Source organism: Microbacterium endophyticum (assembly GCF_011047135.1).
GTDB classification, from domain to species: domain Bacteria; phylum Actinomycetota; class Actinomycetes; order Actinomycetales; family Microbacteriaceae; genus Microbacterium; species Microbacterium endophyticum.
Map to the genome: position 1 here is coordinate 2072370 of NZ_CP049255.1, position 21232 is coordinate 2093601.

Consider the following 21232-nt stretch of genomic DNA (forward strand, 5'->3'; position numbering starts at 1 on the left):
CCATGCCCGTGTTTATCAAGTTGTGATCTAGAGCAACGTTGTGTCTTTCTGTGTTGCGAGGTAGCTTTGCCTGGAATCGGTTCCTGAGCGAATCCGATGTGCGGTTTATGAATCGCTCGTGTACTCAAAGAGGAGGAAGCACATGGTGTTTACACAGCGTCGTCGCCTGGTCGCACCCATCGCACTGATGGGTGTTGCAGGCCTCGCCCTGGCCGGTTGTTCGGGGGACAGTGGGGGTGGATCAAGTGGCGGTGGCGACAGCGACAACACCGTAACGATCTACGGAACAATCGCGGATACTGAAGCTGAACTGCTGCAAGAGTCGTGGAAAGACTTCGAGGAGTCTTCGGGCATCACTATCGAGTACGAATCATCCAAAGAATTCGAATCCCAGATCGGAATTCGTGCTCAGGGCGGTAACCCGCCCGATATCGCGATATTCCCGCAGCCGGGTCTGTTGGCAGACCTCGCAAGCCGTGACTATCTCGCACCGGCTCCTGACAGTGTGGCCGCGAATGTTTCGGAGTACTGGAGCGAGGACTGGGCGGCGTACGGCACTGTGGATGGCACGCTTTACGGCGCACCCCTCATGGCCAGCGTCAAGGGCTTCATCTGGTATCAGCCGGCGAAGTTTGCCGAATGGGGCGTGGAAGTACCCGAAACGCTCGACGACTTGATGACGTTGACTCAAACGATTCAAGAGAAAACAGGCAAGTCGCCCTGGTGCGCTGGTTTCGGGTCGGGAGACGCGACCGGATGGCCGGGAACAGACTGGATCGAAGACTACGTACTTCGCCAATCCGGCCCCGACGTCTACGACCAGTGGGTGACGAACGACGTGAAGTTCACGGATGCTCCGATCGTTGACGCGTTCAACTCGGCCGGCGAGATTCTTCTGAACGGTGACTATGTCAATGCGGGGTTCGGCGATGTTCAGTCGATCAACTCGACCGAATTCGGAGACCCGGCGACCGCTCTGGTGAGTGGCGATTGCGCCCTTCACCACCAGGCATCGTTCTTTGATGGATTCATTCAGGATGCCGGTGGCACAGTCGCTGAAGATGGCGACGTCTGGGCCTTCATCATGCCGGGTGAAGAAGCCGGTGCCACGGCAGTTACAGGTGGCGGCGAAATTGTCGGAGCCTTCAACAGCGATGCTGACACGGTGCAGGTGCAGGAGTACCTCTCGAGCCCTGAGTGGGCAAACAACCGAGTTTCTCTCGGCGGCGTGATCTCGGCCAACAACGGTCTCGACTCGGCCAATGCCTCTTCAGGCATCCTTTCGCAGTCGATCGAGATTCTGCAGGACCCGAACACGACGTTCCGCTTCGACGCTTCCGACCTAATGCCTGGCGCTGTCGGTGCCGGAACATTCTGGAAGGGAATGGTCTCGTGGATTAGCGGTAGCTCAGTGGCAGACGTCACCGAGCAGATCGAGTCTGGCTGGCCCAGCTAGCGCGATGAAACGGGGCTGCTTCATAGAGATGAAGCAGCCCCGTTCAATCCGCGCACTGGTATTCACCCGGATTCGAGCATCGAGTCCACAGTCGTACTCGAAAGGAGCGACATGACCGCTTTCTTTACCTGGGTCGGGACAATGCATCCCATTCTCCAGGCGGTCGTCGTGGTGGTGGCGTTCCTCGCCGTCATTGGTCTTATTCTCTTCTTCGTCGACATCGCCCCGCGTAGCGGGAAGATCTACACCTGGGTTCGACTCGCCATGTGCGTGCTCGTGCCAGTAGTCGTTGTCGTCGTCTTCAACTCAGTGTGGTGGGCTGCCATTGCAGCCGCGGTCATCGGCGCGATTCTCTTCCTGATCGATTTTCGTTCTCGAAGAGGAAAGGGATATTTCATCCAGCTGGTCGCTTTTCTCGCGCCAGCCGGCATCTTGCTTCTCATCGGGCTCATCCTGCCCTCGATCCAAACGCTCGTCGCATCGTTGATGAACTCATCCGGAAAGGAATTCGTCGGGTTCGAGAACTTCGTGTGGGTCTTCACCCAGCCTGACGGAATTCGCACCATTGCGAACACCATTGTGTGGGTACTCGTCGCACCAACCGTCTCGACGGCTGTCGGTCTCGCCTATGCGGTCTTCATCGATAAGACACGCGGCGAGAAGATCTACAAAGTGCTGGTGTTCATGCCGATGGCGATTTCGTTCGTCGGTGCGAGCATCATCTGGAAATTCGTGTACGAATACCGGTCGGCAGAATTTGCCCAGATCGGCATTTTGAATCAGATCGTGGTGTGGTTCGGCGGCGAGCCTCAGCAGTGGCTGCTCGGAGCGCCATGGAATACGTTCTTCTTGATCGTCGTGCTGATCTGGGTTCAAACAGGTTTTGCGATGGTTATTCTCTCCGCTGCCATCAAGGGCGTGCCCATCGAGCAACTTGAGGCGGCCGAACTCGACGGAACCAACGCGTGGCAGCGCTTTCGCAACGTCACCGTTCCGGCAATTCGACCGGCGATCATCGTGGTGCTGACGACAATATCTATTGCATCGTTGAAGGTCTTCGACATCGTGCGAACCATGACCGGCGGAAACTTCGACACGTCGGTCATCGCCAACGAAATGTATACACAGTTCACGAAGTTCGAAGCCGGACGAAGCGCAGCGTTCGCTGTCGTGCTGTTCATCCTGGTATTGCCGATCGTGATCTACAACGCGCGACAAATCAGCAAGCAGAAGGAGATCCGATGAGCGAGGTAATGCCGGTCGATCTTCCACTCGACGACGAGACAAAAGAAGAGCTCACTCGCGGCGAGCGTCGGGGCGAGCAGAACCCGTGGCGAAAAGCGCGGAAAAAGCTCACCAATCCGTGGGCATCGGTAGCATCCATCGTCATCGCACTTCTCTGGACGATTCCGACGTTTGGGCTTTTGGTTTCGTCGTTCCGCCCCGAACAGCAGATAAAGAGCACGGGGTGGTGGACCTTCTTCACTAACCCCGAAGTCACCATAGATAACTACGTGCAGGTGCTGCAGGCCGGAAATGCTCAGCTGACAATGGCGGGCGCTTTCGTGAACTCGATCGCGATCACGATTCCAGCCACAGTTGTTCCCTTGACGATCGCCTGCTTCGCGGCATATGCGTTCTCGTGGATTGACTTCAAAGGTCGAGATGCGCTTTTCATCTTTATCTTCGCGCTTCAGATCGTTCCCATTCAGATGGCTCTTATTCCGCTCCTTAGCTCGTTCTCCCGCGGGCTCAATGTGGCAGGTCTTCAGATAACGGGCCCGCTGGATGTATCCGGAGGTTACGCGCAGGTCTGGATTGCGCACTCGATGTTCGCACTTCCGCTCGCGATCTACCTTCTGCACAACTTCATGTCGCAGATACCAGCCGACATCATCGAGGCAGCTCGCGTCGATGGTGCGTCGCGGGGGCAGATCTTCTACCGAGTGGTTTTGCCGCTGACAATGCCAGCAATCGCGTCAGTCGCGATTTTCCAGTTCTTGTGGGTGTGGAACGACCTGCTGGTCGCTCTCATCTTTGCCGACGGGCCCGTGGCGCCAATCACGAAGCTTTTGGCCGAGATTACGGGAACGCGCGGAAACGAATGGCAACTCCTCACGGCCGGTGCGTTCGTTGCGATCATCGTTCCGCTCATCGTGTTCTTCTCGTTGCAGCGCTACTTCGTTCGTGGGCTCCTGGCCGGTTCCACAAAGGGGTGATTCCGGTCGGGTCTGTTTCGCTAGTGTGATCGTCAATAGACGGGGGACGTTAGTGGAGCCGACGAATACAGAAGTTGAAGAGAAGGTGACTGATCCGTCGGTCGGGCTGACCGACGGAGAAGTCGCCGATCGAGTGGCCGCAGGGCACACTAACGCGTATACGGCGGATTCGAGTCGTAGCGCGTGGAACATTGTGCGGGCGAATGTGTTCACTCTCTTCAACGGCATCGTGGGCGCCTGTTTTCTCGTGCTGTTGTTGGTCGGCCATTGGCGCGATGCGTTGTTCGGCCTTGCCGCCTTCGGAAATGCCATCATTGGGTGCGTTCAGGAATTTCGTGCAAAGGCTGCGCTCGACAAACTGGCGCTTCTTAACGCTCCGCAGGCTCGAGTGCGACGTGCCAGCACGGAACGCGAGATCGCTCCGGTTGATGTCGTGATGGATGATGTCCTCGTTCTGCGCGCTGGCGACCAGGTACCCGCCGATGCCACCGTTATCGCATCCCACGGGTTGCAAATCGATGAGTCGATGCTCACCGGAGAATCGGATGCCGTCGACAAACATCCCGGCGATGAGGCGCTTTCGGGGTCGGTTGTCGTGGGCGGAGAGGGCGACGCCCGTGTGGTGCGAGTGGGCGCGGACTCCTACGCCAACACATTCGCAACTGAGGCGAAGCGGTTCTCACTGGTTTCTTCGGAACTTCGCACGTCGGTCAACCGTGTCTTGAAGTGGGTCGGCTGGGGAATCGGCCCAATCGGGCTGCTCGTTCTGAACGCTCAGATCATGGTGGCCGGGGGGTGGGTGAGAGCCTTCGAGAGTGGCTCATGGGTGCAGGCGATCGTGAACACGATCGCCTCTCTTACCGCGATGATCCCGCTCGGACTTGTCTTGATGACGTCGATCGCATTCGCTGTCGGAGCGGCGAAGCTCGCGAGCAAGCAGGTGCTCGTGAACGAACTTCCGGCTGTTGAAGGTCTCGCTCGTGTTGATGTGATCTGTCTCGACAAAACCGGCACGCTCACGGGCGGCAATATCGAATTTGATGGCGCCCACCCGCTCCGGAACTACGTTGACGGCTGGGAGCGCGTGCTGTCTTGGTATGGTGCGGCATCCGAGGCCAATGCGACTGCGCGCTGTTTGCAAGAGCCCTATCCGCACGTTGATCCGCTCACTCGTGGCGCATCGATTTCGTTTTCGTCGGCACGCAAGTGGAGCGCGGTTTCGTTCTCTGATCTGGCAGGAACGTGGGTGCTCGGAGCACCCGAGATGATCTTCGGAGACGAAGCGAGTGACACATCGACAGAGCTCGGCGCCGAAGTCGTTTCGTTAGCTTCTCTCGGACGCCGGACGCTCGTGCTTGCATACAGTCCGCTGACGTTGGAGGCTGCGGGCGTCGAAGCCGAAGAGTTGCCCCTCCAGCTTGACGCGGTCGTTGTGCTGACTTTTCGGGAGCAAGTGCGCCCGGATGCCGCGCAGACACTGTCGTACTTTCGCGCACAGGGCGTCGGCATCCGCATCATCTCGGGTGACAACCCGCGTACGGTCGCGGCGATCGCCCGCGAAGTGGGCGTGGACGTGGCTGAAGGATACGACGCGCGGCTGCTCCCAGAAGATGACGACGCTCTGGCTGTCGTGCTCGAAACTGAGTCAGTCTTCGGGCGAGTCACTCCGGACCAGAAGCGGCGAATGGTCGTGGCGTTGCAATCACGTGGGCACACAGTCGCCATGACCGGTGATGGTGTCAACGACGCGCTCGCCATCAAAACCGCCGACATGGGGATCGCGATGAATTCGGGTGCCGCTGCAACGAAAGCCGTCGCCCGGTTGGTGCTGCTCGATGGCCAGTTCTCGCATCTTCCCGATGTCGTCGCGGAGGGCCGGCAGGTTATTGCGAACATCGAGCGGGTCTCGATGCTGTTTCTCACAAAGACGGCCTATGCCACGGCGCTCGCCGTGATCTTCGGCATCTTCGTGCTCGAATTTCCATTCTTGCCGCGACAGCTGTCGATTACGGATGGGCTGACGATTGGCATCCCGGCCTTCTTCTTGGCTCTGATGCCGAACGCACAGCGATACGTTCCGGGTTTCTTGAAGCGCTCGCTCTCTTTTGCTATCCCCGCAGGAATCATGGTCGCGCTCGCCTTGACGACGTACACACTTGCGGCAAAGAGTCTTGGTGTTGATGAGCCCGAGCTTCGCACCGGCGCCACGATCATCCTGGCCGTCGTCGGGATCTGGATATTGACAGTGCTTTCTCGTCCGATCAATCGCTTCAAGGTGCTCGTTATCGGAGCGATGTTCATCGGCCTCGTCGGAATATTCACCATTCCGCTTGCCACGTCGTTCTTCGCGTTGATCGACCCCGGAGAGACCGCGGCGTACCTGCTCACCGCTGTGACGATCGGTGCCATCGCGCTGCTCGAAGCAGTGCGTTTTGTACACCGCCGCTACGTTGCGCGGGTGATGGCTAGCGCTGAATGACCATGTCGGGTGTGTGCGCTTCACGCATCGGCCGGAAGTAGCGCGATGCCGGCGGAAGCCACACGACTGCCACGACGAATATCTCCAGCGCGAGCTGCACTGCTGCGTACCAGTCCCAGACGTCGGTCGTGATGATCGTCGTGAGGTGAAGTGTGATCTGCACGCCGAGGTATATCGTCACGAGCAAACGTGACAGCCCGCTCCCGCGGGAAAGCGACGAGGCCACGGCGACGGTGAGCAAGCCGAAGAGGATGATACCCGCACCGAGGAGCGACACCAACAGAACCTGATCTATTGCGACCTGATAGCGGCTCAGAAGAATCAGGATGCCGAGCCCGGTGCTCGTGAGCCCGCTGAGGTAGACCAGCACCACTGCGATGGTGATGACGATGGGTCTCGACGCTCGGATGGGCTCATTCACGCGCCCATCCTGACACGAAGGGCGCGTGCGCTCTAGGTAAGCGCGCTGATGCGAAGTGGCCCTGATTCTTTCGCGTGAGTTCCGATACCATTGAAACCTGCGCTCGAATCGTTTCGATGCGCTGTTGATTTCGGCCTAGCGGCCACACCTCTTACGAACCTGAAGTGAATTTCGTCGTGCCTGATACTGACTCCGTACCCACTGCCACCGGCTTTCACCGCACCTCCCCCAAGCGATCATCGAGCTCTCCGACGGGAGCAATTCGCACCCTGGGCACGAACCCGGTGACAGCACCGATCATGCTCCACCCGGGAGACGCGATCCCGGGGGCGCGTCGCGTGATCTACATCGTGTTGCTCGGGGCGCTCACAGCGCTCGGGCCGTTCACGATCGATCTCTACCTGCCCGCGTTTCCGGTGCTCGAAGTCGACTTCAACACGACGGCGGCGGCGATTCAACTCACGCTCACTGGCACGACGCTCGGATTCGCGATCGGACAGCTCATCGTCGGGCCGCTCAGCGACAAGGTGGGGCGACGAATCCCGCTCATCATCGTCACTGCGTTGCATGTTGTCGCGAGTGCGCTCGCGGCTCTGGCGCCGACGCTTATCCTGCTGGGCGTCGCTCGGGTGCTGATGGGGATGGGCGCTGCGGCCGGTGGAGTCGTCGCGATGGCGATCGTGCGCGACCTGTTCGGCGGAAAGCGACTGGTGGTGATGCTCAGTCGACTCGCGCTCGTATCGGGAGTTGCTCCTGTGATTGCGCCGTTGATCGGCTCAGCGTTGCTCGTTGTGATGCCGTGGCGGGGCATCTTCGTCTTTTTGGCGATCTACGGCGCGGTCATGCTCGTGAGCACTCTGTTTCTGATTCCCGAGACGCTTCCGCCTGCGCGCCGAAACGGTCCGGGGTCGGCCACTCTTATGCAGCGGTACCGCAGCGTCTTCAGCGATCGGATCTTCGTCGGCGTGCTTATTATCGGCGCAATGGCGTTCAGTGGGCTCTTTTCTTACCTTTCGGCGTCGCCGTTCCTGTTTCAGCAGGGTTTCGGGATGGACCCGCAGCAGTACGGCATCGTGTTCGCCGTTAACTCTGTCGGCATTGTGATCGGTGTGCAGACGGCATCCCGACTGGCGGCGCGCTACGGGCCGCAGTGGGTCTTGGCGTTCTCGACGGCGGCATTGATTCTGTCTTCTGCCGCCATCATCATCGGAGACCTGATGGGTGGTGGACTGTGGGCCGTCATGATTCCGCTCTTTATCTTCATGACCTCGTGCGGATTCACTTTTCCGTGCGTGCAGGTTCTCGCTCTGGACCGACATGGAAAGTCGGCGGGAACGGCTGCTTCGCTCATCGGCGCTGCGAACTTCGGTATCGCGGGGATTATTTCGCCTCTCGTTGGGTTGATCTCGGGAGATTCCGGAATCACCGCAACGACCATGGCATCAGTGATGGTCGGGTGCGCGGTCATCGGCGCATTCTCGCTGTGGTTCATCGTGCGGCCGCGAACTGTAGCGCAGCTCGCGCCTTAAGAGGTGGGCGTCGCGAAAGAGGCATGATGGTGCGATGACAAACGCAGCACCGGTCAGCCCGGCATCCCGTCGAACGCTCTTGCGGGTTCTGCTGCCGATCGCGCTCGTGTGCATTGCTCTCGCGTGCGGTCTGGGACTGTGGACTCACGAACGAGGGCCAGTCCCGTTTGCGATCGACACGGCGTGGAACAACCTTCTTGCCGCAACAGCTGCGCCGCTGTTGCTCTGGTTTTCACAAGCAATGAATATCGCGGGCGGAGTTTTCGTTTCGTCGGTCGTTGTTCCGGTGGCGGCGGTCGCCGCATTGCTTGTCACTCGACGACCGTGGGCTGCCGTTTATGTCGTGGCGACGCTCATCGCCAGCACACTGGCGGTGCAGATTTTGAAACACCTCTTCGGGCGCGCGCGCCCCGAAGACATCATCGTCGTGAGTGACTACGGATCATTTCCCTCTGGTCACGTTGCGAACGCGGCGACGCTGGCTGTGCTTTTCGCTGTGCTCGTGCCACGCGCATGGGCGTATGTCGTTGGGGCACTGTGGGTGCTGCTGATGGCATTCTCACGGACCTATTTGCACGCACATTGGCTGACCGACACCGTTGGGGGTGCGCTGGTCGGAGCCGGGATAGCGCTTCTCATGACGATTGCGTTTTCCCGGCTCCTCGCAGAACGCTCGTGGCGTCGAACTACTGCGGTGAGCGGGTCAGGAGAACAGGCATCGTAGAAGTGTCGATGAACGGGTCATCGTCTTGATGCTCGACGATTTCTCGTGCCTCTTCTTCGGTCTCGACCGTTGGCACTGATCCGAGCAGCGGTCGCTTTGCGGACTCGCGCATCGCGAGCATCGCGACTCCGCCGAGCGCTGCGAAGAACATGATGTAGAACGCGGGCATGTACGTGTTGCCAGTCAGCTCGATCAGTGCCTGGCTAAACAACGGTGTCGTACCGCCGAACAGTGACACCGAGATGTTGTAGGCGATGGCCATCGCTCCGAAGCGGGATGCCGTCGGAAAAAGTGCGGGCAACGCCGACGCTGACACGGCCACGTAGAACGCGACGGGGATTGCGACCATCGCCAGGGCGATGAACACAGCCCACTCTTCACCGATCTGCATGATGGCGAACGCCGGGATCATGAGCACGATCGTTGAGCTCGATGCGATGAGGTAGACCGGCTTTCGCCCGATACGGTCGCTGAGCTTTCCGATGAGCGGAAGGAGTGCCGACATCACAATCAGCACCGGCACTGTTGCGACCGCCGCGCCGAGGTTGGAGACGCCGACTTCACTTTCGAGATACGTCGGCATATAGCTCGTGAGCGCGTAGCCGGCCGTGTTGGTTGCCGCGACGAGCGCGATACCGATCAAGACAGTCCGCCAGTGGTAGCGGATAATTCCGAGCACGCCGTGTCGCGCAAGCGGATTCTCGGGTGGCAGCACGGTGGCGTTCTCGTCATCACGCGTTGCCTCGAACGAGGGCGTTTCCGGGATGCGGAGACGGAACCAGATTGCGACAATTCCGAGGGGGATCGCGACGAGGAACGGGATGCGCCAGCCGAAGTCGACCATGGCGTTTTCGCCCCACACGTTCGTTGTGACGATTGTTGTAAGCGCCACAACGGAAGCTCCAGCGGCGAAGCCGACGTAGGAACCCACATCGAGCCACGACGCCCAGAATCCGCGGCTCTTGTCGGGGGAGAACTCGGACACGTAGGTTGTTGCGCCCGCATACTCGCCACCGGTTGAGAAGCCCTGCACCATCTTCAAGAAGTACAGCGGCACGATTGCCCACAGCCCGATAGTGCTCGACGTGGGGAGCACACCGATAAGCGCCGTGGCAACGGCCATCATCGCCATCGTGAGAAAGAGAACCTTCTGGCGACCGATGCGGTCTCCGAGCGGCCCAAGAACGATCCCGCCGATCGGGCGAACGAGAAAGGAGATGGCGAAGCCAAAGAGCGTGACCAACAAGCCCCACGGATCGGGAAGATCAGCCGTGAAGACCACCGCAAGGGTGACTGCGAGGTATCCGTAGATTCCGAAGTCGAACCATTCCATGAAGTTACCGACGACCGTGCCGCCGATCGCGGTTCGAATTCGTGACTTCTTGACGACAATGACATCGTCGACGTCGAGCCTCGGGGCGGCTACATCTTTTTCGTTACGCACTTTTCCTCCTGCGGTCGGGCCCGATTGGGCTGCTCCGGGCGCGGCAGGGTGCCGCGGCGGTGTGGACGCGTCATGTTCTACTGTTGCGTATTCGCTCAGATCACGCCCGGGCTCGCATCGACTCGCGGCCTGTGGTACTTCTGTCCGCTGGCGAGCGACGTGGACACTGTCGTCCCCGTTCGCCGGACGGCGCGTTAGCATCGCGTTATGGCATCGAAGCCCCCGAAGACAGACATCGACGAAACTCGCCTGCGCGTGACGAATCCCAAAACCGTTGCGGTGGGTATTCCTGGAGTGGCGCACGCGATGGAGACCTCCCTCTCGCAGATGGGTGTCGTGCGCACGGCGCAAACCCTGTTGCGCGTGAATCAGAAGGATGGCTTCGACTGCCCGGGCTGCGCATGGCCCGAGACTGACCACCGTCATGTGGCGGAGTTCTGTGAAAACGGAGCGAAAGCTGTCGCCGAAGAAGCGACGGTGCGCCGTGTAGCTCCAGATTTTTTTGCGGAGCACTCCGTGGCCGATCTCGCCGGCCACGATGACTGGTGGTTGGGTCAGCAGGGGCGTTTGACGCATCCGATGATTCTGGATGAGGGCGCGACGCACTACCGCGAGATTTCGTGGAACGATGCCCTCGACGAGATCGCACGCGAGCTTCGGTCTCTCGCGGATCCGAACGAAGCCATCTTCTACACATCGGGCCGCACATCGAATGAGGCCGCGTTCGTCTATCAACTGCTCGTGCGTGGCTTTGGCACGAACAACCTGCCCGACTGCTCGAACATGTGCCACGAGTCATCCGGCTCAGCCCTTTCCGAGACGATCGGTATTGGCAAGGGCACGGTTTCGATCGAAGACGTGCACACCGCAAAACTGTTGATCGTTGCCGGTCAAAATCCCGGGACGAATCACCCGCGAATGCTCACCGCGCTCGAAAAGGCAAAGCAGCAGGGCGCGAAGATCATCGCGATCAATCCGTTGCCCGAAGCCGGGCTGCAAAGGTTCGAGAATCCACAGACGCCGAAGGGAATGGTGCTCGGGGGCACACCGGTTGCCGACCAGTTCGTGCAGATTCGGCTCGGCGGCGACCAGGCGCTTTTTCAGGCTGTGGGGAAGTACCTGCTCGAGATCGAAGTGCGCGAGGGTGGCGTGCTCGACCACGAATTCATCTCGAGTCACACTTCGGGGTTCGAGGCATACAAAGCGCATCTGTCGGATGCCTCGTGGTCAGAGTTCGAGGAAGCCACCGGGATCGATGAGGCGCAGCTTCGCGAGGTGGGGGAAGCTGTGCGTCAGTCAGCGTCGACGATCGTGTGCTGGGCGATGGGACTCACTCAGCACAAGCACTCGGTGCCCACGCTTCGCGAAGTGGTGAACGTATTGCTGTTGCAGGGAAACATCGGTCGTGCGGGCGCGGGGGTGTGCCCCGTGCGGGGACACTCGAACGTGCAGGGTGATCGCACGATGGGCATTTATGAGAAGCCGTCGGAAGAATTTCTCAGGGCCCTCGATCGCGAGTTCGCTTTCACTGCTCCGCGTGAACACGGTCACGACACCGTCGGTGCGATCCGTGCGATGCGCGACGGCAAGGCGCGGTTCTTCTTGGGCATGGGCGGCAACTTCGCCTCTGCCACTCCAGATACCGAGGTCACAGAGGCGGCGCTTCGCCGACTCGATCTAACCGTTCACATCTCTACCAAGCTGAATCGGTCGCACGTCGTCACAGGCAAGCGCGCCATCATTTTGCCGACGCTCGGCCGAACCGATCGCGATCGGCGTGGCGGAGCCGAGCAGAAGGTATCTGTCGAGGACTCGATGGGGGCCGTGCACTCGTCGCGAGGCCGGTTGGCGCCTCCCGCCGAAGACCTTCTGAGTGAAGTCGCCATCGTCTCGCGTCTATGCGAACTTGTCTTCGGATCGGATCGACCAAACGCGCCGGTCGCCGACTGGAAGCTGCTGGAAAACGACTACACCCGAGTCCGCGCTCACATCGAAAAGGTCGTACCGGGGTTTGACGACTTCGAGAAGCGCATCGACAAGGGGCGCACGTTCTTTCTCCCGAACGGGCCCAGAGATGAACGGCGATTCGCGACGTCTGATGGAAAGGCCCACTTCACCGCCAATCCTCTCGAGTACATCCCGGTTCCCAGCGGACGCCTCGTTCTACAAACCCTGCGTTCGCACGACCAGTACAACACCACGATCTATGGCAAAGACGACCGCTACCGCGGCATCCACGGCGGACGCCGCGTGGTGTTTGTCAACGCCGATGACATCACCGCGCTCGGATTCGTCGATGGCGAAATCGTTGACCTTGTCTCGGAATGGCCTGACGCCGATGGCGTTGTGCACGAGCGGCGTGCCGAGGGTTTCCGGATCGTCGACTATTCGACGCCACACGGCAATGCCGCGGCGTATTACCCGGAAACGAATGTGCTCGTGCCGCTTGAGTCCGTCGCGGATGTGAGTGGAACACCCACCTCGAAGTCGGTCGTCATCCGACTCGAACACCGCAGCTAGACGCTGAGTACGCGAGTGTTGCTGTAGACGCAAGCCCCGAAGAACAACTTCTCACAGCGCGTATCGTCGGCGACATGACCGACACCTTTGCGCCCACTGGCCGCGAACCGCAGCTCCAGGCAATTCCACGTGCCGACGGTAGTGCACCGCGAGCGCTCGTCGTCGGTGCAACCGGCTACATCGGCGGACGGTTGGTTCCGCGACTGCTGGCTGCTGGGTACCGGGTGCGTGTGCTCGGTCGCTCGGCTAACCGGGTGGCGGCGTTCCCCTGGGGCAAAGATGTCGAGGTCGTCGAAGGTTCTGCAGAAGATCGCGACGCTGTCGGCGAGGCAAGCTCCGACGTCGATGTCCTTTTCTACCTCGTCCACTCCATGTCGGCGGGCAAAGGTTTCGAAGAAACCGACTTGCGTGCGGCTCACACGATCGCGGACGCGGCGGTTGCGGCATCCGTTTCACGCATCGTCTATCTCGGCGGGCTACATCCCAACGATGTCGAACTCTCGCCGCACTTGCGTTCGCGCGTCGAGGTCGGCGAAGTCTTTCTCGAGTCGGGTGTTCCCACTCTCGTGCTGCAGGCAGGCGTGGTCATCGGGTCTGGTTCGGCGTCGTTCGAGATGGTGCGGCACCTCACGGAGGTCCTGCCGTACATGCCGGCACCGCGGTGGGTGCGAAACCACATCCAGCCCATTGCTGTGCGCGATGTCATGCATTACCTGCTGGGGGCAGCACGCGTCGATGCCGACGTGAACCGTGCGGTCGATATCGGTGGACCGGACGTGTTGCGGTACGGCCAGATGATGAACGGATACGCCGTCGAAGCGGGCCTTCGGCAGCGCCCGATCGCTTCACTACCGGTTTTTACTCCGGGCCTCGCCTCGCACTGGGTAAATGTTGTGACGCCGATTCCGCGTGAGATCGCCCGGCCTCTCATCGCTTCGCTGCAGAACGAATGTGTGATGAAAAATCACGATGTCGATGAACTGATTCCGCTGCCCGAAGGCGGGCTCACGACCTACCGCGGCGCAGTTTCGCTCGCTCTCCGCCGCCTGGAAGCCGACGAGATCGAGACGAGCTGGCAGGATGCCGACCTCTCGGGCGTGCCGAGCGATCCGTTGCCGAGCGACCCGGATTGGGCGGGCCAAGTCGTCTATACCGATAAGCGCAGCGCTAAGACTACCGCATCCGTCGACAAGCTGTGGACGGTGATCGAAGGAATCGGCGGCGAGACCGGTTGGTACTCGAGCCCGGTCTTGTGGGCGATTCGCGGCTGGATGGATCGTTTCGTCGGCGGCATCGGTCTCGCACGAGGACGGCGCAGCAAGGGGCGGCTGGGCGTCGGGGACGCCATCGACTTCTGGCGCGTTGAAGCGCTTGAGCCTGGCGAGCTGCTTCGGCTTCGGGCTGAAATGAAAGTTCCGGGTCTTGCGTGGCTTGAGCTGCGTGCGACGGCCGACGAAGACGGTGGCTCACGTTACGATCAGCGGGCTGTGTTCTTCCCAAGAGGATTGGCCGGTCGCTTGTACTGGCTTTCCGTGCTGCCGTTCCACGGCTTCATCTTCCGCGGCATGGCTAACCGCATCGCCGCGGCAGCCGAGGCCGAGCCGACGGCTTAGCCATCAGACCTCAGGTCTCGTTGCCACACTCGCTCACCGTCGATGCACGCGAGTGTCGGAGCCAGGCCGAGGCGACTTGCCACCGCCTCGGAGGCGCGATGATCGGGATGTATTTCAGCGCGAACGATTTGGATTCCCTGGGCCGCGAGCCACGTCACGGTCGTGATGCCTGCTTCGGTAGCTGCCCCGAGTCCCTGTTTCGCGGGCGAAATGAGCCAAGCCATGGATGCCGCGCGTGCGTTGTCATCGACGGTGACCGTTGCCTGTATGTAGCCGATGGCATCCTGTGACGTTTTTTCTCTGATGATCCAATTGAGCCACCCCGCATCGCCCGAAGGGGAGTGCCCGACGGACTGGCGTGCATATCGCGCGCGCAATTCGTCTCGCGTCGGCGGCTCGTCGCCGGTGAACGTGTAGAGCGATGCGTCTGCCAGTACGGCGGTCATCTCATCAGCGTGATCTTGAGACAACGGTTCGAGGCTGAAACGAGATGTTTCGAGCGCAGTCGCAGTGGGCCATGTCACAGTCGATCTCCTCAGGCCAACGAAGTGTGGCGCGGTAGCGCACGCCATGACCTGGACCCGACGAACACGGTGGATCGGGTTACGATCAGCGGAAACCGAGCCGGCTAATCAGCCATGACCGCAGGGAGATAAATCATGAGTGTGGCGGGCATTGGAGGGCTTTTTTTCCGCAGTCGAGACCCGGAAGCACGCGCTGAATGGTATCGCGAGCATCTCGGTATCGATGCCGGCTCTGAAAGCATCTGGCAGCAGCAAGAAGGCCCCACGATCTTTGCGCCGTTCCCAGCTGATAGCGACTATTTTTCTGCTGATCAGCCGTTCATGCTCAATCTCCGCGTTACCGATCTCGATGCACTTGTGCTGTCGCTCGAAGCGGCGGACATCGTTGTCGAACGTCGTGAGGAATGGGATGCCGCGGGCTTCGGTCGCTTCGCTCGTCTCCATGACCCCGAGGGGCTACCCATCGAGCTCTGGGAGTAGCGGAGCTACCCCTTGCCGCTGCCCCACGCTCGCCGACGACGGGTCGCGTGTCTTCGTGAGTATGAAGCGAATATTGATCCCACACGTGAGACATCTTGTCGTCGCGTTGGCTGCATGGCGACGCGCGCGCCAATCCGTGCTGGCCGGACCATAGGCTGTATCTCATGCAACGCACTGCGCTCGTCGTGACGGTTTCGGACCGTTCAGCGGCGGGGGAACGAACTGACACCAGTGGCCCGATCGCGGTCGCTGTCCTTCGCGAAGCGGGCTGGATCTGCGATGCGCCGACTGTTGTCGCCGACGGTGCCGACAACGTCGAGGCGGCACTGCACGCCGCGCTCGTTGCGGGTGCTCGGCTCATCGTGACGACCGGCGGCACTGGCGTTTCGCCGCGAGACGAAACACCGGAGGGCACCGCCCGTGTGATCACGCGCGAGATTCCTGGCATCGCCGAAGAACTCCGTCGCCGCGGTGTGGCAGAAAAGCCTGCGGGGATGCTCACTCGAGGACTCGCAGGAGTTGTCGACGAAGACAGTGCGCTGATCGTTAATCTTCCCGGTTCCACAGCGGCTGTGAGATCGGGGATGCCGGTGATTCTGTCTATTGCTGCTCACGTGATCGACCAATTGAGTGGGGGAGACCACTGATGACTTCCGTGCGTATTGCTCGAATGAGCTCTGACCCGCTCAACCTCGACGAGCACCTTCTCGCCGTCGACGACGATGCGGCGGGAGCCGTGACCACGTTCGTCGGTCGGGTGCGCGACCACGACCCGGATGCCACGACCGCTGTCGTCGCGTTGGACTATTCCGCTCATCCCGACGCCGAAGCCGCCCTGTATCGCATCGCTGAGGATGCCGCGGGCGATACCGGGGCAATCGTCGCGGTGAGCCACAGGATTGGTCGCCTCGAAGTGGGCGATGCTGCCGTGGTGATTGCCGTGGCATCCGCTCATCGCGGTGTGGCCTTCGAGGTATGCCGGGCCGTGATCGAGTCGATCAAGACCGGACTCCCGGTGTGGAAACGCCAGGTTGAGGCAGACGGTACAACAGCCTGGAAGGGGCTGGGCGGGTAGTGGTTGAGTTGGCGGGTGGCGCGACGCGACGCATCGAACTCAGGCTGCACAAACCGTGGTTCGCTCTCTACGCCGGGGTGAGGCCGACGCTCGTTGTCGAAGGGCGCGGTCAACCCGCGCAGTGGGGTGTCGGTACGTGGCAAGTGGCCGCGGATCGCCCCGTCGTCATCGACGTTTTTCTCTTCAACCGGTTGTGGCGTTTCGGCCAAGCGCGAGCTGTGCTTCTCGCGGACGGCGCGTCTTTTCTCGAATACCGAGCGCCAATGCTGCCGTTTCGTTCCGGGCGATTCGTCTGACCCTCAAGCGATTAGTTAGCCCCCGGCGAAGGGCGGGAGCACATCGACCACGGCGTCGTCTGTCAGCACGGTGTCGTCTTCGACGCGCGAACCGTCAACCAACACGGCGCACTTCGGCAAAATGCCGCCGAGACCCGGGCGTTCAGTCGCGAGTGCCGCTCGTAGATCACCCAGGGTGGGATCACTTCGGACTTCTTGCGTGCGACCCGCGGCTTCTTCAGCCGCGGCAAAGTAGCGAACGAGGGCCATCAGACATCCTTCTTTACTGCTTCGGCGAGCGCGGTGATCTGCACGACTGCTGCGCGCACCTGTTCGGAAGTGCCCCCCTGGCGCCCGGCAACAAGCCCAGCGGCAAATGCGCTGAGGGGTGCGGCGGGGCGGGCAACGCCGACCGCCACATCTCTCGCGAGATCGAGAATCAACGCCACCGGGAGGTCTTCACGCTCGATCGAAAAATGCTCGCAGAGCACCTTCGCCCATGCGTCGAGCGCCTCGGGTGGGAGCGTCCGCTGAGATTCAGTCATGAGGGATCCTCTCGAGTGGGGAGCTGCAGGTGTGCTGTCTCGACATCCTGCCAGGTGTCCACGTCTGCGACCACGTGGTCTGGTGCGGCGATCACGGCGATCGCCAAGTCGTCGAGCAGCGCACGCATTGACGCATTGCGGCCAGCATCGGGCATCGCGGATGCCGCGCGTACAAGCGCCCGTGTGCGATACGCGCCGATCATCCACTGTGGGCGTGAGGCGCTGTCCCCGAGACATACGCCGTCAGTGTCGTGGGGCAATAGCGCGACGGCTTCCGCGAGCATGACCCCGGCCACATCTGGGCGGAGGAGATCGCATGCCAGAATGAGCGTCCACTCCGAGTCCATCGTGCCCGTAGCCAGTGCGGCAACGGTCGCGGCGGCCGGACCTGTGAAAGGCGGATCTTCGCGCACCCAGGCAATGCCGGCGCGTTCGGGTGTTGAGAGTTCGGGGCCGACGACTGTGATCAGCTCGCAGCCGACTCCTCGTACCGCGCCGATCGCTCGGTCAAGGAGAGTATGTCCGTCACGAGTGAACAGTGGCTTCGTCGCACCGTCGAGCCGCGATGCGCGGCCGCCCGCGAGAAGGATAGCGCTGATACTCACTGCTCGCCGGGCCGCATCCAGGGCCCGGACTTGCCGCCCTCTTTTGCGACGATTCGCACGTTCTCGATCGAGGTGGCTTTGTCCATCCCCTTCACCATGTCAACGATGGCGAGAGCTGCCACCGACACCGCGGTGAGTGCTTCCATCTCGACCCCGGTGCGGTCGGCCGTGCGAACGACAGCTTCGATAGCGACGCCCTCGTCACCCAGATCGAGGTCGACGACAACGCCGTGCACGCCAATTACGTGGGCGAGGGGCAGAAGTGCGGGGGTTTGCTTCGCGCCCTGGATACCGGCGATGCGTGCAACGGCGAGGACGTCACCCTTCGGTGCAGTGCCGTCACGGAGTGCTGCGACGACCTCGGGAGAACAGCGCACAAAGCCGCGGGCAGTGGCCGCGCGGACGGTGGGCTGCTTGGCAGTGACATCAACCATGCGGGCGTGGCCTGCGGCATCCAGATGCGTGAAACTCATGACACCAGCATGACATCGACGAACGCCCCGGCGGCGACTTCGGTGACCTCCGCGGGAACGATCGCGTATGCCTCGGCGCGCGCAAGCCCACCGGCAAGATGGGAGGCACCAGACGTAGCTGGGGCGACAGTCCATCCGGCGGAGTCGGTGCGGTCGATCACGACCGGGAGATACTGGCGCCGACCGGGAGGGGTGCGCCATGAAGCGCTTGTCTGCATGCGCAGCACCGTGCGCGCCAGCTCGGCGCGGCCCTGCATCGCGAGGAGCGCGGGGCGCACGAAGACTTCGAAAGACACCGCCGAGCTCACGGGATTTCCGGGGAGCCCGAAAAGGAGAACGCCGCTGGAAAGCCGGCCGAAGCCCTGGGGCTTTCCTGGCTGCATTTTGACCTTCGAAAACGACATTTCACCCCCCGGTCCGAGAGCGGTCTTCACCACTTCGTAGGCTCCCGCGCTGACTCCGCCAGAGAAGATCACGGCATTAGCGCCGCGGGTCGTGGCATCCGCCAGTGCGCGACGCAAGCTCTCGTCGTCGTCGGGAACGCTCATGCGCAAGACGATCTCGGCGCCGGCATCGGCCGCGAGCGCCGCGAGCAGAGTGCTATTCGATTCGGGTATTTGCCCGCGACGGAGAGGATCGCCGGGGGTGACGAGCTCGGAACCGGTGGAGATGACCGCGACGCGTGGTTGCTGTGAAACCACGAGCGTAGGAACCCCGGCTGCGGCTGCGGCGGCGGCCTGGAGCGGACCAATGTGGATTCCGGGGGCCATGATCTCGTCGCCGACATGAGCGTCGCCGGCGTGGAGCCGCACATGGGCACCTCGACGCGCCGGGGCGAGGAGCACCTCGATTTCGCCGAGTGAATCTTCGAGACCGCCGGCGGTTTCTTCGAACGGCACGATCACATCGGCGTCAGTAGGAAGTGCCGACCCCGTCATGATGCGGGCGGCCTCTCCTGCGCTGAGGACCGGGTCAGCATCGCTGCCAGCGGGAAGATCGGCGACTACGCGCAAGCGCACCGGATGCTCGGTGGATGCTGTGGCCACATCAGCCCAGCGCACCGCGAATCCGTCCATCGCGGAGTTGTCGAAAACCGGGATATCAACCGCGGCCCGAACGGGCTCACGCAGCGTGCGCCCGCACGCAGCAGCGAGAGTGACTGTTTCAGTTCCAACGACGGCGACGGTCGCCAAAATACTGGCGAGGTGCTCTTCGACCTCGAGCATTTCATTCATGCGGGCTGTTGCGCTTCGCTCTGGGCGCTGCGCCACGCGACCATGCCGCCGGTGAGAACGGATGCCGCGACCCCTCGTCCGCGCAGCAGGTCAGCCGCACGCTGGGCGCGCATTCCGCTTTCGCAGACGATCACGATCGGGTCGGTGCCGACCCGGCCTGGATCATCAAGGAGCTGCGCGAGGGGTAATTCGACAACTCCCGGGATCGTGCCCGTGGCAGTTTCGCCCGGCTCTCGCACGTCGAGCAGGCGTACTCCTGAGGCCTGAGCTTCGAGCGCCCCTGCAACCGTGACGTGCGGAGCTTTCACTCTCGACGCTGGTTCTGGTGCGCGCGTCCATCGCATGCGAGACGATCGCAGAGTGACCTCGCTCTGGCGTGCGCGCATGCTGTCGATCACAAGGATTCGCCCGAGGAGCGGTTCGCCGATCCCCGCGATGAGCTTGATTGCTTCGATTGCCATGACGCCACCAACCTGCATGCAGAGCGCGCCGAGCACGCCGACATCCGCGCACGTCGGTACTTCGCCGACGCTGCCATCCGGGTAGAGATCGGAGAGAACGATGGGCTCAGTGCCCTTGGGTGGGTTTGACCAGAAGACCGTGACCTGAGCATCGAAGCCTTGCACGGTGCCCCAGACGAGAGGCACCTGGAGCTCTTCGCACGCGGCGGCGATAGCGTGTCGCGTTTCGAATGTGTCGGTGCCATCGATGACGACGTCGGCGCCGGCGAGCTCTTCGCGCGCATTCTCGGTTGTGAGACGCACACGTCGCGCACGCACCGTGGTTTCTGGTGCGAGGTCGCTTGCGACTCGGATCGCGCTCTCGACTTTGGCAGCACCGATGTCACCGCGGCGGTGCATGATTTGGCGCTGCAGGTTGGTGTGTTCGACCACGTCATCGTCGATGACGGTCAGCATGCCAACACCAGCCGCCGCTAGCGCCAATACGCTCGGCGACCCCAGCCCGCCGGCGCCAACGATCGCGACGTGAGCGGACGACAGTCGACGCTGGCTGATGTCGCCGAACCCGGCGAGTGCCGTGTGGCGTGCCGTGCGCGTGCGCTCGCTTGCGCTCAGTTCTGCGACGGGCTCGACAAGGGGTGGAAGAGGCATGGTCCCAGAGTAATCCCGTGTTGTTACTGCGGACCCATCGCGCTTTATTGCACCGCTTAAGCGGAGAATTTTGCGTACAGAAACCGTAGAAGCGGAGATAGTATCAATTCATGCATTCCTATCGAATCTCTCACGCTGCCCGGTTGCTCGGGGTGAGCGACGACACGGTTCGTCGATGGATCGACCAGGGTGCGCTACCGACGACCGGAGAGAGTCCTGTCACAGTGCCAGGAGCTGCGCTCGCCGCTCACGCTGCGGACGTGGCTGCCGCCGCACACGACGCGAGCGATGTGCTTTCGAGTGCACGTAATAAGTTCGTCGGGCTCGTGACGCGAGTACAGATCGATGGGGTGATGGCACAGGTCGACATTCAGGCAGGCCCCCACCGCGTCGTATCGCTGATGTCCTCCGAGGCGGTGCGAGAGCTCGAGCTCGAACCAGGCTCGCTCGCTGTCGCTGTCGTCAAAGCCACGAACGTCATCGTTGAGACCCCGAAGGACTGA

At 61.6% G+C, this 21232-nt stretch carries 22 protein-coding genes; 13 read left to right on the plus strand and 9 right to left on the minus strand.

Annotated elements, in window-relative coordinates:
• Positions 1 to 142: 142 nt before the first annotated feature.
• The 4 genes from G6N83_RS09680 (at position 143) to G6N83_RS09695 (ending at position 6154) form a co-directional block, all read left to right on the plus strand.
• Positions 143 to 1456, plus strand: coding sequence for an ABC transporter substrate-binding protein (locus tag G6N83_RS09680; RefSeq protein WP_165141562.1), 1314 nt, complete (start codon positions 143 to 145; stop codon positions 1454 to 1456).
• Between the two features lie 111 nt (positions 1457 to 1567).
• Positions 1568 to 2701: a carbohydrate ABC transporter permease gene (locus tag G6N83_RS09685; protein WP_165141564.1), complete on the plus strand. Its 1134-nt coding sequence runs from the start codon at positions 1568 to 1570 to the stop codon at positions 2699 to 2701.
• Positions 2698 to 3675: a carbohydrate ABC transporter permease gene (locus tag G6N83_RS09690; protein ID WP_165141566.1), complete on the plus strand. Its 978-nt coding sequence runs from the start codon at positions 2698 to 2700 to the stop codon at positions 3673 to 3675. Before G6N83_RS09685 ends, G6N83_RS09690 begins: the two co-directional genes overlap by 4 nt.
• 85 nt (positions 3676 to 3760) lie before the next feature.
• Positions 3761 to 6154 (plus strand): HAD-IC family P-type ATPase, encoded by a 2394-nt coding sequence (locus tag G6N83_RS09695; protein ID WP_241246178.1) that lies wholly within the window; start codon positions 3761 to 3763, stop codon positions 6152 to 6154.
• On the opposite strand, the gene G6N83_RS09700 is transcribed toward G6N83_RS09695, so the two are convergent.
• Entirely contained in the window at positions 6141 to 6575 is a 435-nt protein-coding gene (locus tag G6N83_RS09700; protein ID WP_165141570.1) for a hypothetical protein, read from the minus strand. The genes G6N83_RS09695 and G6N83_RS09700 overlap by 14 nt on opposite strands.
• Positions 6576 to 6751: 176 nt before the next feature.
• On the opposite strand from G6N83_RS09700, the gene G6N83_RS09705 reads away from it, so the two are divergent.
• Together G6N83_RS09705 and G6N83_RS09710 are read left to right on the plus strand one after the other, a co-directional pair.
• A complete protein-coding gene (locus G6N83_RS09705) occupies positions 6752 to 8104 on the plus strand; it encodes a multidrug effflux MFS transporter (protein WP_375782620.1) in 1353 nt (450 codons plus the stop codon).
• A 34-nt stretch (positions 8105 to 8138) separates the two neighbouring features.
• A complete protein-coding gene (locus G6N83_RS09710; RefSeq protein ID WP_165141572.1) occupies positions 8139 to 8828 on the plus strand; it encodes a phosphatase PAP2 family protein in 690 nt (229 codons plus the stop codon).
• Here the strand turns inward: G6N83_RS09710 and G6N83_RS09715 are convergent.
• Positions 8791 to 10272 (minus strand): MFS transporter, encoded by a 1482-nt coding sequence (locus G6N83_RS09715; RefSeq protein ID WP_165141574.1) that lies wholly within the window; start codon positions 10270 to 10272, stop codon positions 8791 to 8793. The genes G6N83_RS09710 and G6N83_RS09715 overlap by 38 nt on opposite strands.
• Positions 10273 to 10479: 207 nt before the next feature.
• Between G6N83_RS09715 and G6N83_RS09720 the strand changes: the two genes are divergently transcribed.
• Both G6N83_RS09720 and G6N83_RS09725 read left to right on the plus strand, forming a co-directional pair.
• Positions 10480 to 12792, plus strand: coding sequence for an FdhF/YdeP family oxidoreductase (locus tag G6N83_RS09720; RefSeq protein ID WP_165141576.1), 2313 nt, complete (start codon positions 10480 to 10482; stop codon positions 12790 to 12792).
• Between the two features lie 74 nt (positions 12793 to 12866).
• A complete protein-coding gene (locus tag G6N83_RS09725) occupies positions 12867 to 14405 on the plus strand; it encodes an SDR family oxidoreductase (RefSeq protein ID WP_165141578.1) in 1539 nt (512 codons plus the stop codon).
• Here the strand turns inward: G6N83_RS09725 and G6N83_RS09730 are convergent.
• Positions 14402 to 14929: a GNAT family N-acetyltransferase gene (locus G6N83_RS09730; RefSeq protein ID WP_241246179.1), complete on the minus strand. Its 528-nt coding sequence runs from the start codon at positions 14927 to 14929 to the stop codon at positions 14402 to 14404. The genes G6N83_RS09725 and G6N83_RS09730 overlap by 4 nt on opposite strands.
• Before the next feature lie 135 nt (positions 14930 to 15064).
• Here G6N83_RS09730 and G6N83_RS09735 point away from each other — a divergent pair, with 135 nt between their 5' ends.
• The 4 genes from G6N83_RS09735 to G6N83_RS09750 all read left to right on the plus strand — a co-directional run bounded on the left by G6N83_RS09735 (position 15065) and on the right by G6N83_RS09750 (position 16780).
• Positions 15065 to 15409 carry a VOC family protein gene (locus tag G6N83_RS09735; protein ID WP_165141582.1) on the plus strand — a complete coding sequence of 115 codons (345 nt, stop codon included), beginning with the start codon at positions 15065 to 15067 and terminating at the stop codon, positions 15407 to 15409.
• 164 nt (positions 15410 to 15573) lie between these two features.
• Complete coding sequence (locus G6N83_RS09740; RefSeq protein ID WP_165141584.1) at positions 15574 to 16056, plus strand: MogA/MoaB family molybdenum cofactor biosynthesis protein; 483 nt, start codon at positions 15574 to 15576, stop codon at positions 16054 to 16056.
• Positions 16056 to 16484 carry a molybdenum cofactor biosynthesis protein MoaE gene (locus G6N83_RS09745; RefSeq protein ID WP_165141586.1) on the plus strand — a complete coding sequence of 143 codons (429 nt, stop codon included), beginning with the start codon at positions 16056 to 16058 and terminating at the stop codon, positions 16482 to 16484. The genes G6N83_RS09740 and G6N83_RS09745 overlap by 1 nt, the downstream gene beginning before the upstream one ends.
• Positions 16484 to 16780 carry a hypothetical protein gene (locus G6N83_RS09750; RefSeq protein ID WP_165141588.1) on the plus strand — a complete coding sequence of 99 codons (297 nt, stop codon included), beginning with the start codon at positions 16484 to 16486 and terminating at the stop codon, positions 16778 to 16780. The genes G6N83_RS09745 and G6N83_RS09750 overlap by 1 nt, the downstream gene beginning before the upstream one ends.
• Before the next feature lie 15 nt (positions 16781 to 16795).
• Here the strand turns inward: G6N83_RS09750 and G6N83_RS09755 are convergent, their stop codons facing one another.
• Genes G6N83_RS09755 through G6N83_RS09780 form a run of 6 tightly spaced genes read right to left on the minus strand, consistent with a single transcriptional unit; the run spans position 16796 to position 20729 of the window.
• Entirely contained in the window at positions 16796 to 17029 is a 234-nt protein-coding gene (locus G6N83_RS09755; RefSeq protein WP_165141590.1) for a MoaD/ThiS family protein, read from the minus strand.
• The gene (locus G6N83_RS09760; protein ID WP_165141592.1) at positions 17029 to 17304 is read right to left on the minus strand and encodes a DUF6457 domain-containing protein; all 276 of its coding nucleotides are present in this window, start codon (positions 17302 to 17304) and stop codon (positions 17029 to 17031) included. The genes G6N83_RS09755 and G6N83_RS09760 overlap by 1 nt, the downstream gene beginning before the upstream one ends.
• A complete protein-coding gene (gene mobA, locus G6N83_RS09765; RefSeq protein ID WP_165141594.1) occupies positions 17301 to 17909 on the minus strand; it encodes a molybdenum cofactor guanylyltransferase in 609 nt (202 codons plus the stop codon). Before mobA ends, G6N83_RS09760 begins: the two co-directional genes overlap by 4 nt.
• A complete protein-coding gene (moaC, locus tag G6N83_RS09770) occupies positions 17906 to 18382 on the minus strand; it encodes a cyclic pyranopterin monophosphate synthase MoaC (RefSeq protein WP_165141596.1) in 477 nt (158 codons plus the stop codon). Before moaC ends, mobA begins: the two co-directional genes overlap by 4 nt.
• Complete coding sequence (locus tag G6N83_RS09775; protein WP_165141598.1) at positions 18379 to 19617, minus strand: molybdopterin molybdotransferase MoeA; 1239 nt, start codon at positions 19615 to 19617, stop codon at positions 18379 to 18381. Before G6N83_RS09775 ends, moaC begins: the two co-directional genes overlap by 4 nt.
• Positions 19614 to 20729: a ThiF family adenylyltransferase gene (locus tag G6N83_RS09780; RefSeq protein ID WP_165141600.1), complete on the minus strand. Its 1116-nt coding sequence runs from the start codon at positions 20727 to 20729 to the stop codon at positions 19614 to 19616. Before G6N83_RS09780 ends, G6N83_RS09775 begins: the two co-directional genes overlap by 4 nt.
• Before the next feature lie 110 nt (positions 20730 to 20839).
• On the opposite strand from G6N83_RS09780, the gene G6N83_RS09785 reads away from it, so the two are divergent.
• A complete protein-coding gene (locus G6N83_RS09785; RefSeq protein ID WP_165141602.1) occupies positions 20840 to 21232 on the plus strand; it encodes a TOBE domain-containing protein in 393 nt (130 codons plus the stop codon).

Excerpts from the sequence above, each read along its gene's own strand:
- G6N83_RS09760 (WP_165141592.1), bottom strand. The coding sequence starts at position 17,304 with ATGACTGAATCTCAGCGGACGCTCCCACCCGAGGCGCTCGACGCATGG.
- G6N83_RS09740 (WP_165141584.1), top strand. The coding sequence starts at position 15,574 with ATGCAACGCACTGCGCTCGTCGTGACGGTTTCGGACCGTTCAGCGGCG.
- G6N83_RS09735 (WP_165141582.1), top strand. The coding sequence starts at position 15,065 with ATGAGTGTGGCGGGCATTGGAGGGCTTTTTTTCCGCAGTCGAGACCCG.
- G6N83_RS09775 (WP_165141598.1), bottom strand. The coding sequence starts at position 19,617 with ATGAATGAAATGCTCGAGGTCGAAGAGCACCTCGCCAGTATTTTGGCG.
- G6N83_RS09785 (WP_165141602.1), top strand. The coding sequence starts at position 20,840 with ATGCATTCCTATCGAATCTCTCACGCTGCCCGGTTGCTCGGGGTGAGC.
- G6N83_RS09745 (WP_165141586.1), top strand. The coding sequence starts at position 16,056 with ATGACTTCCGTGCGTATTGCTCGAATGAGCTCTGACCCGCTCAACCTC.
- G6N83_RS09680 (WP_165141562.1), top strand. The coding sequence starts at position 143 with ATGGTGTTTACACAGCGTCGTCGCCTGGTCGCACCCATCGCACTGATG.
- G6N83_RS09725 (WP_165141578.1), top strand. The coding sequence starts at position 12,867 with ATGACCGACACCTTTGCGCCCACTGGCCGCGAACCGCAGCTCCAGGCA.
- G6N83_RS09710 (WP_165141572.1), top strand. The coding sequence starts at position 8,139 with ATGACAAACGCAGCACCGGTCAGCCCGGCATCCCGTCGAACGCTCTTG.
- G6N83_RS09685 (WP_165141564.1), top strand. The coding sequence starts at position 1,568 with ATGACCGCTTTCTTTACCTGGGTCGGGACAATGCATCCCATTCTCCAG.
- G6N83_RS09755 (WP_165141590.1), bottom strand. The coding sequence starts at position 17,029 with ATGGCCCTCGTTCGCTACTTTGCCGCGGCTGAAGAAGCCGCGGGTCGC.
- G6N83_RS09780 (WP_165141600.1), bottom strand. The coding sequence starts at position 20,729 with ATGCCTCTTCCACCCCTTGTCGAGCCCGTCGCAGAACTGAGCGCAAGC.
- moaC (WP_165141596.1), bottom strand. The coding sequence starts at position 18,382 with ATGAGTTTCACGCATCTGGATGCCGCAGGCCACGCCCGCATGGTTGAT.
- G6N83_RS09720 (WP_165141576.1), top strand. The coding sequence starts at position 10,480 with ATGGCATCGAAGCCCCCGAAGACAGACATCGACGAAACTCGCCTGCGC.
- G6N83_RS09690 (WP_165141566.1), top strand. The coding sequence starts at position 2,698 with ATGAGCGAGGTAATGCCGGTCGATCTTCCACTCGACGACGAGACAAAA.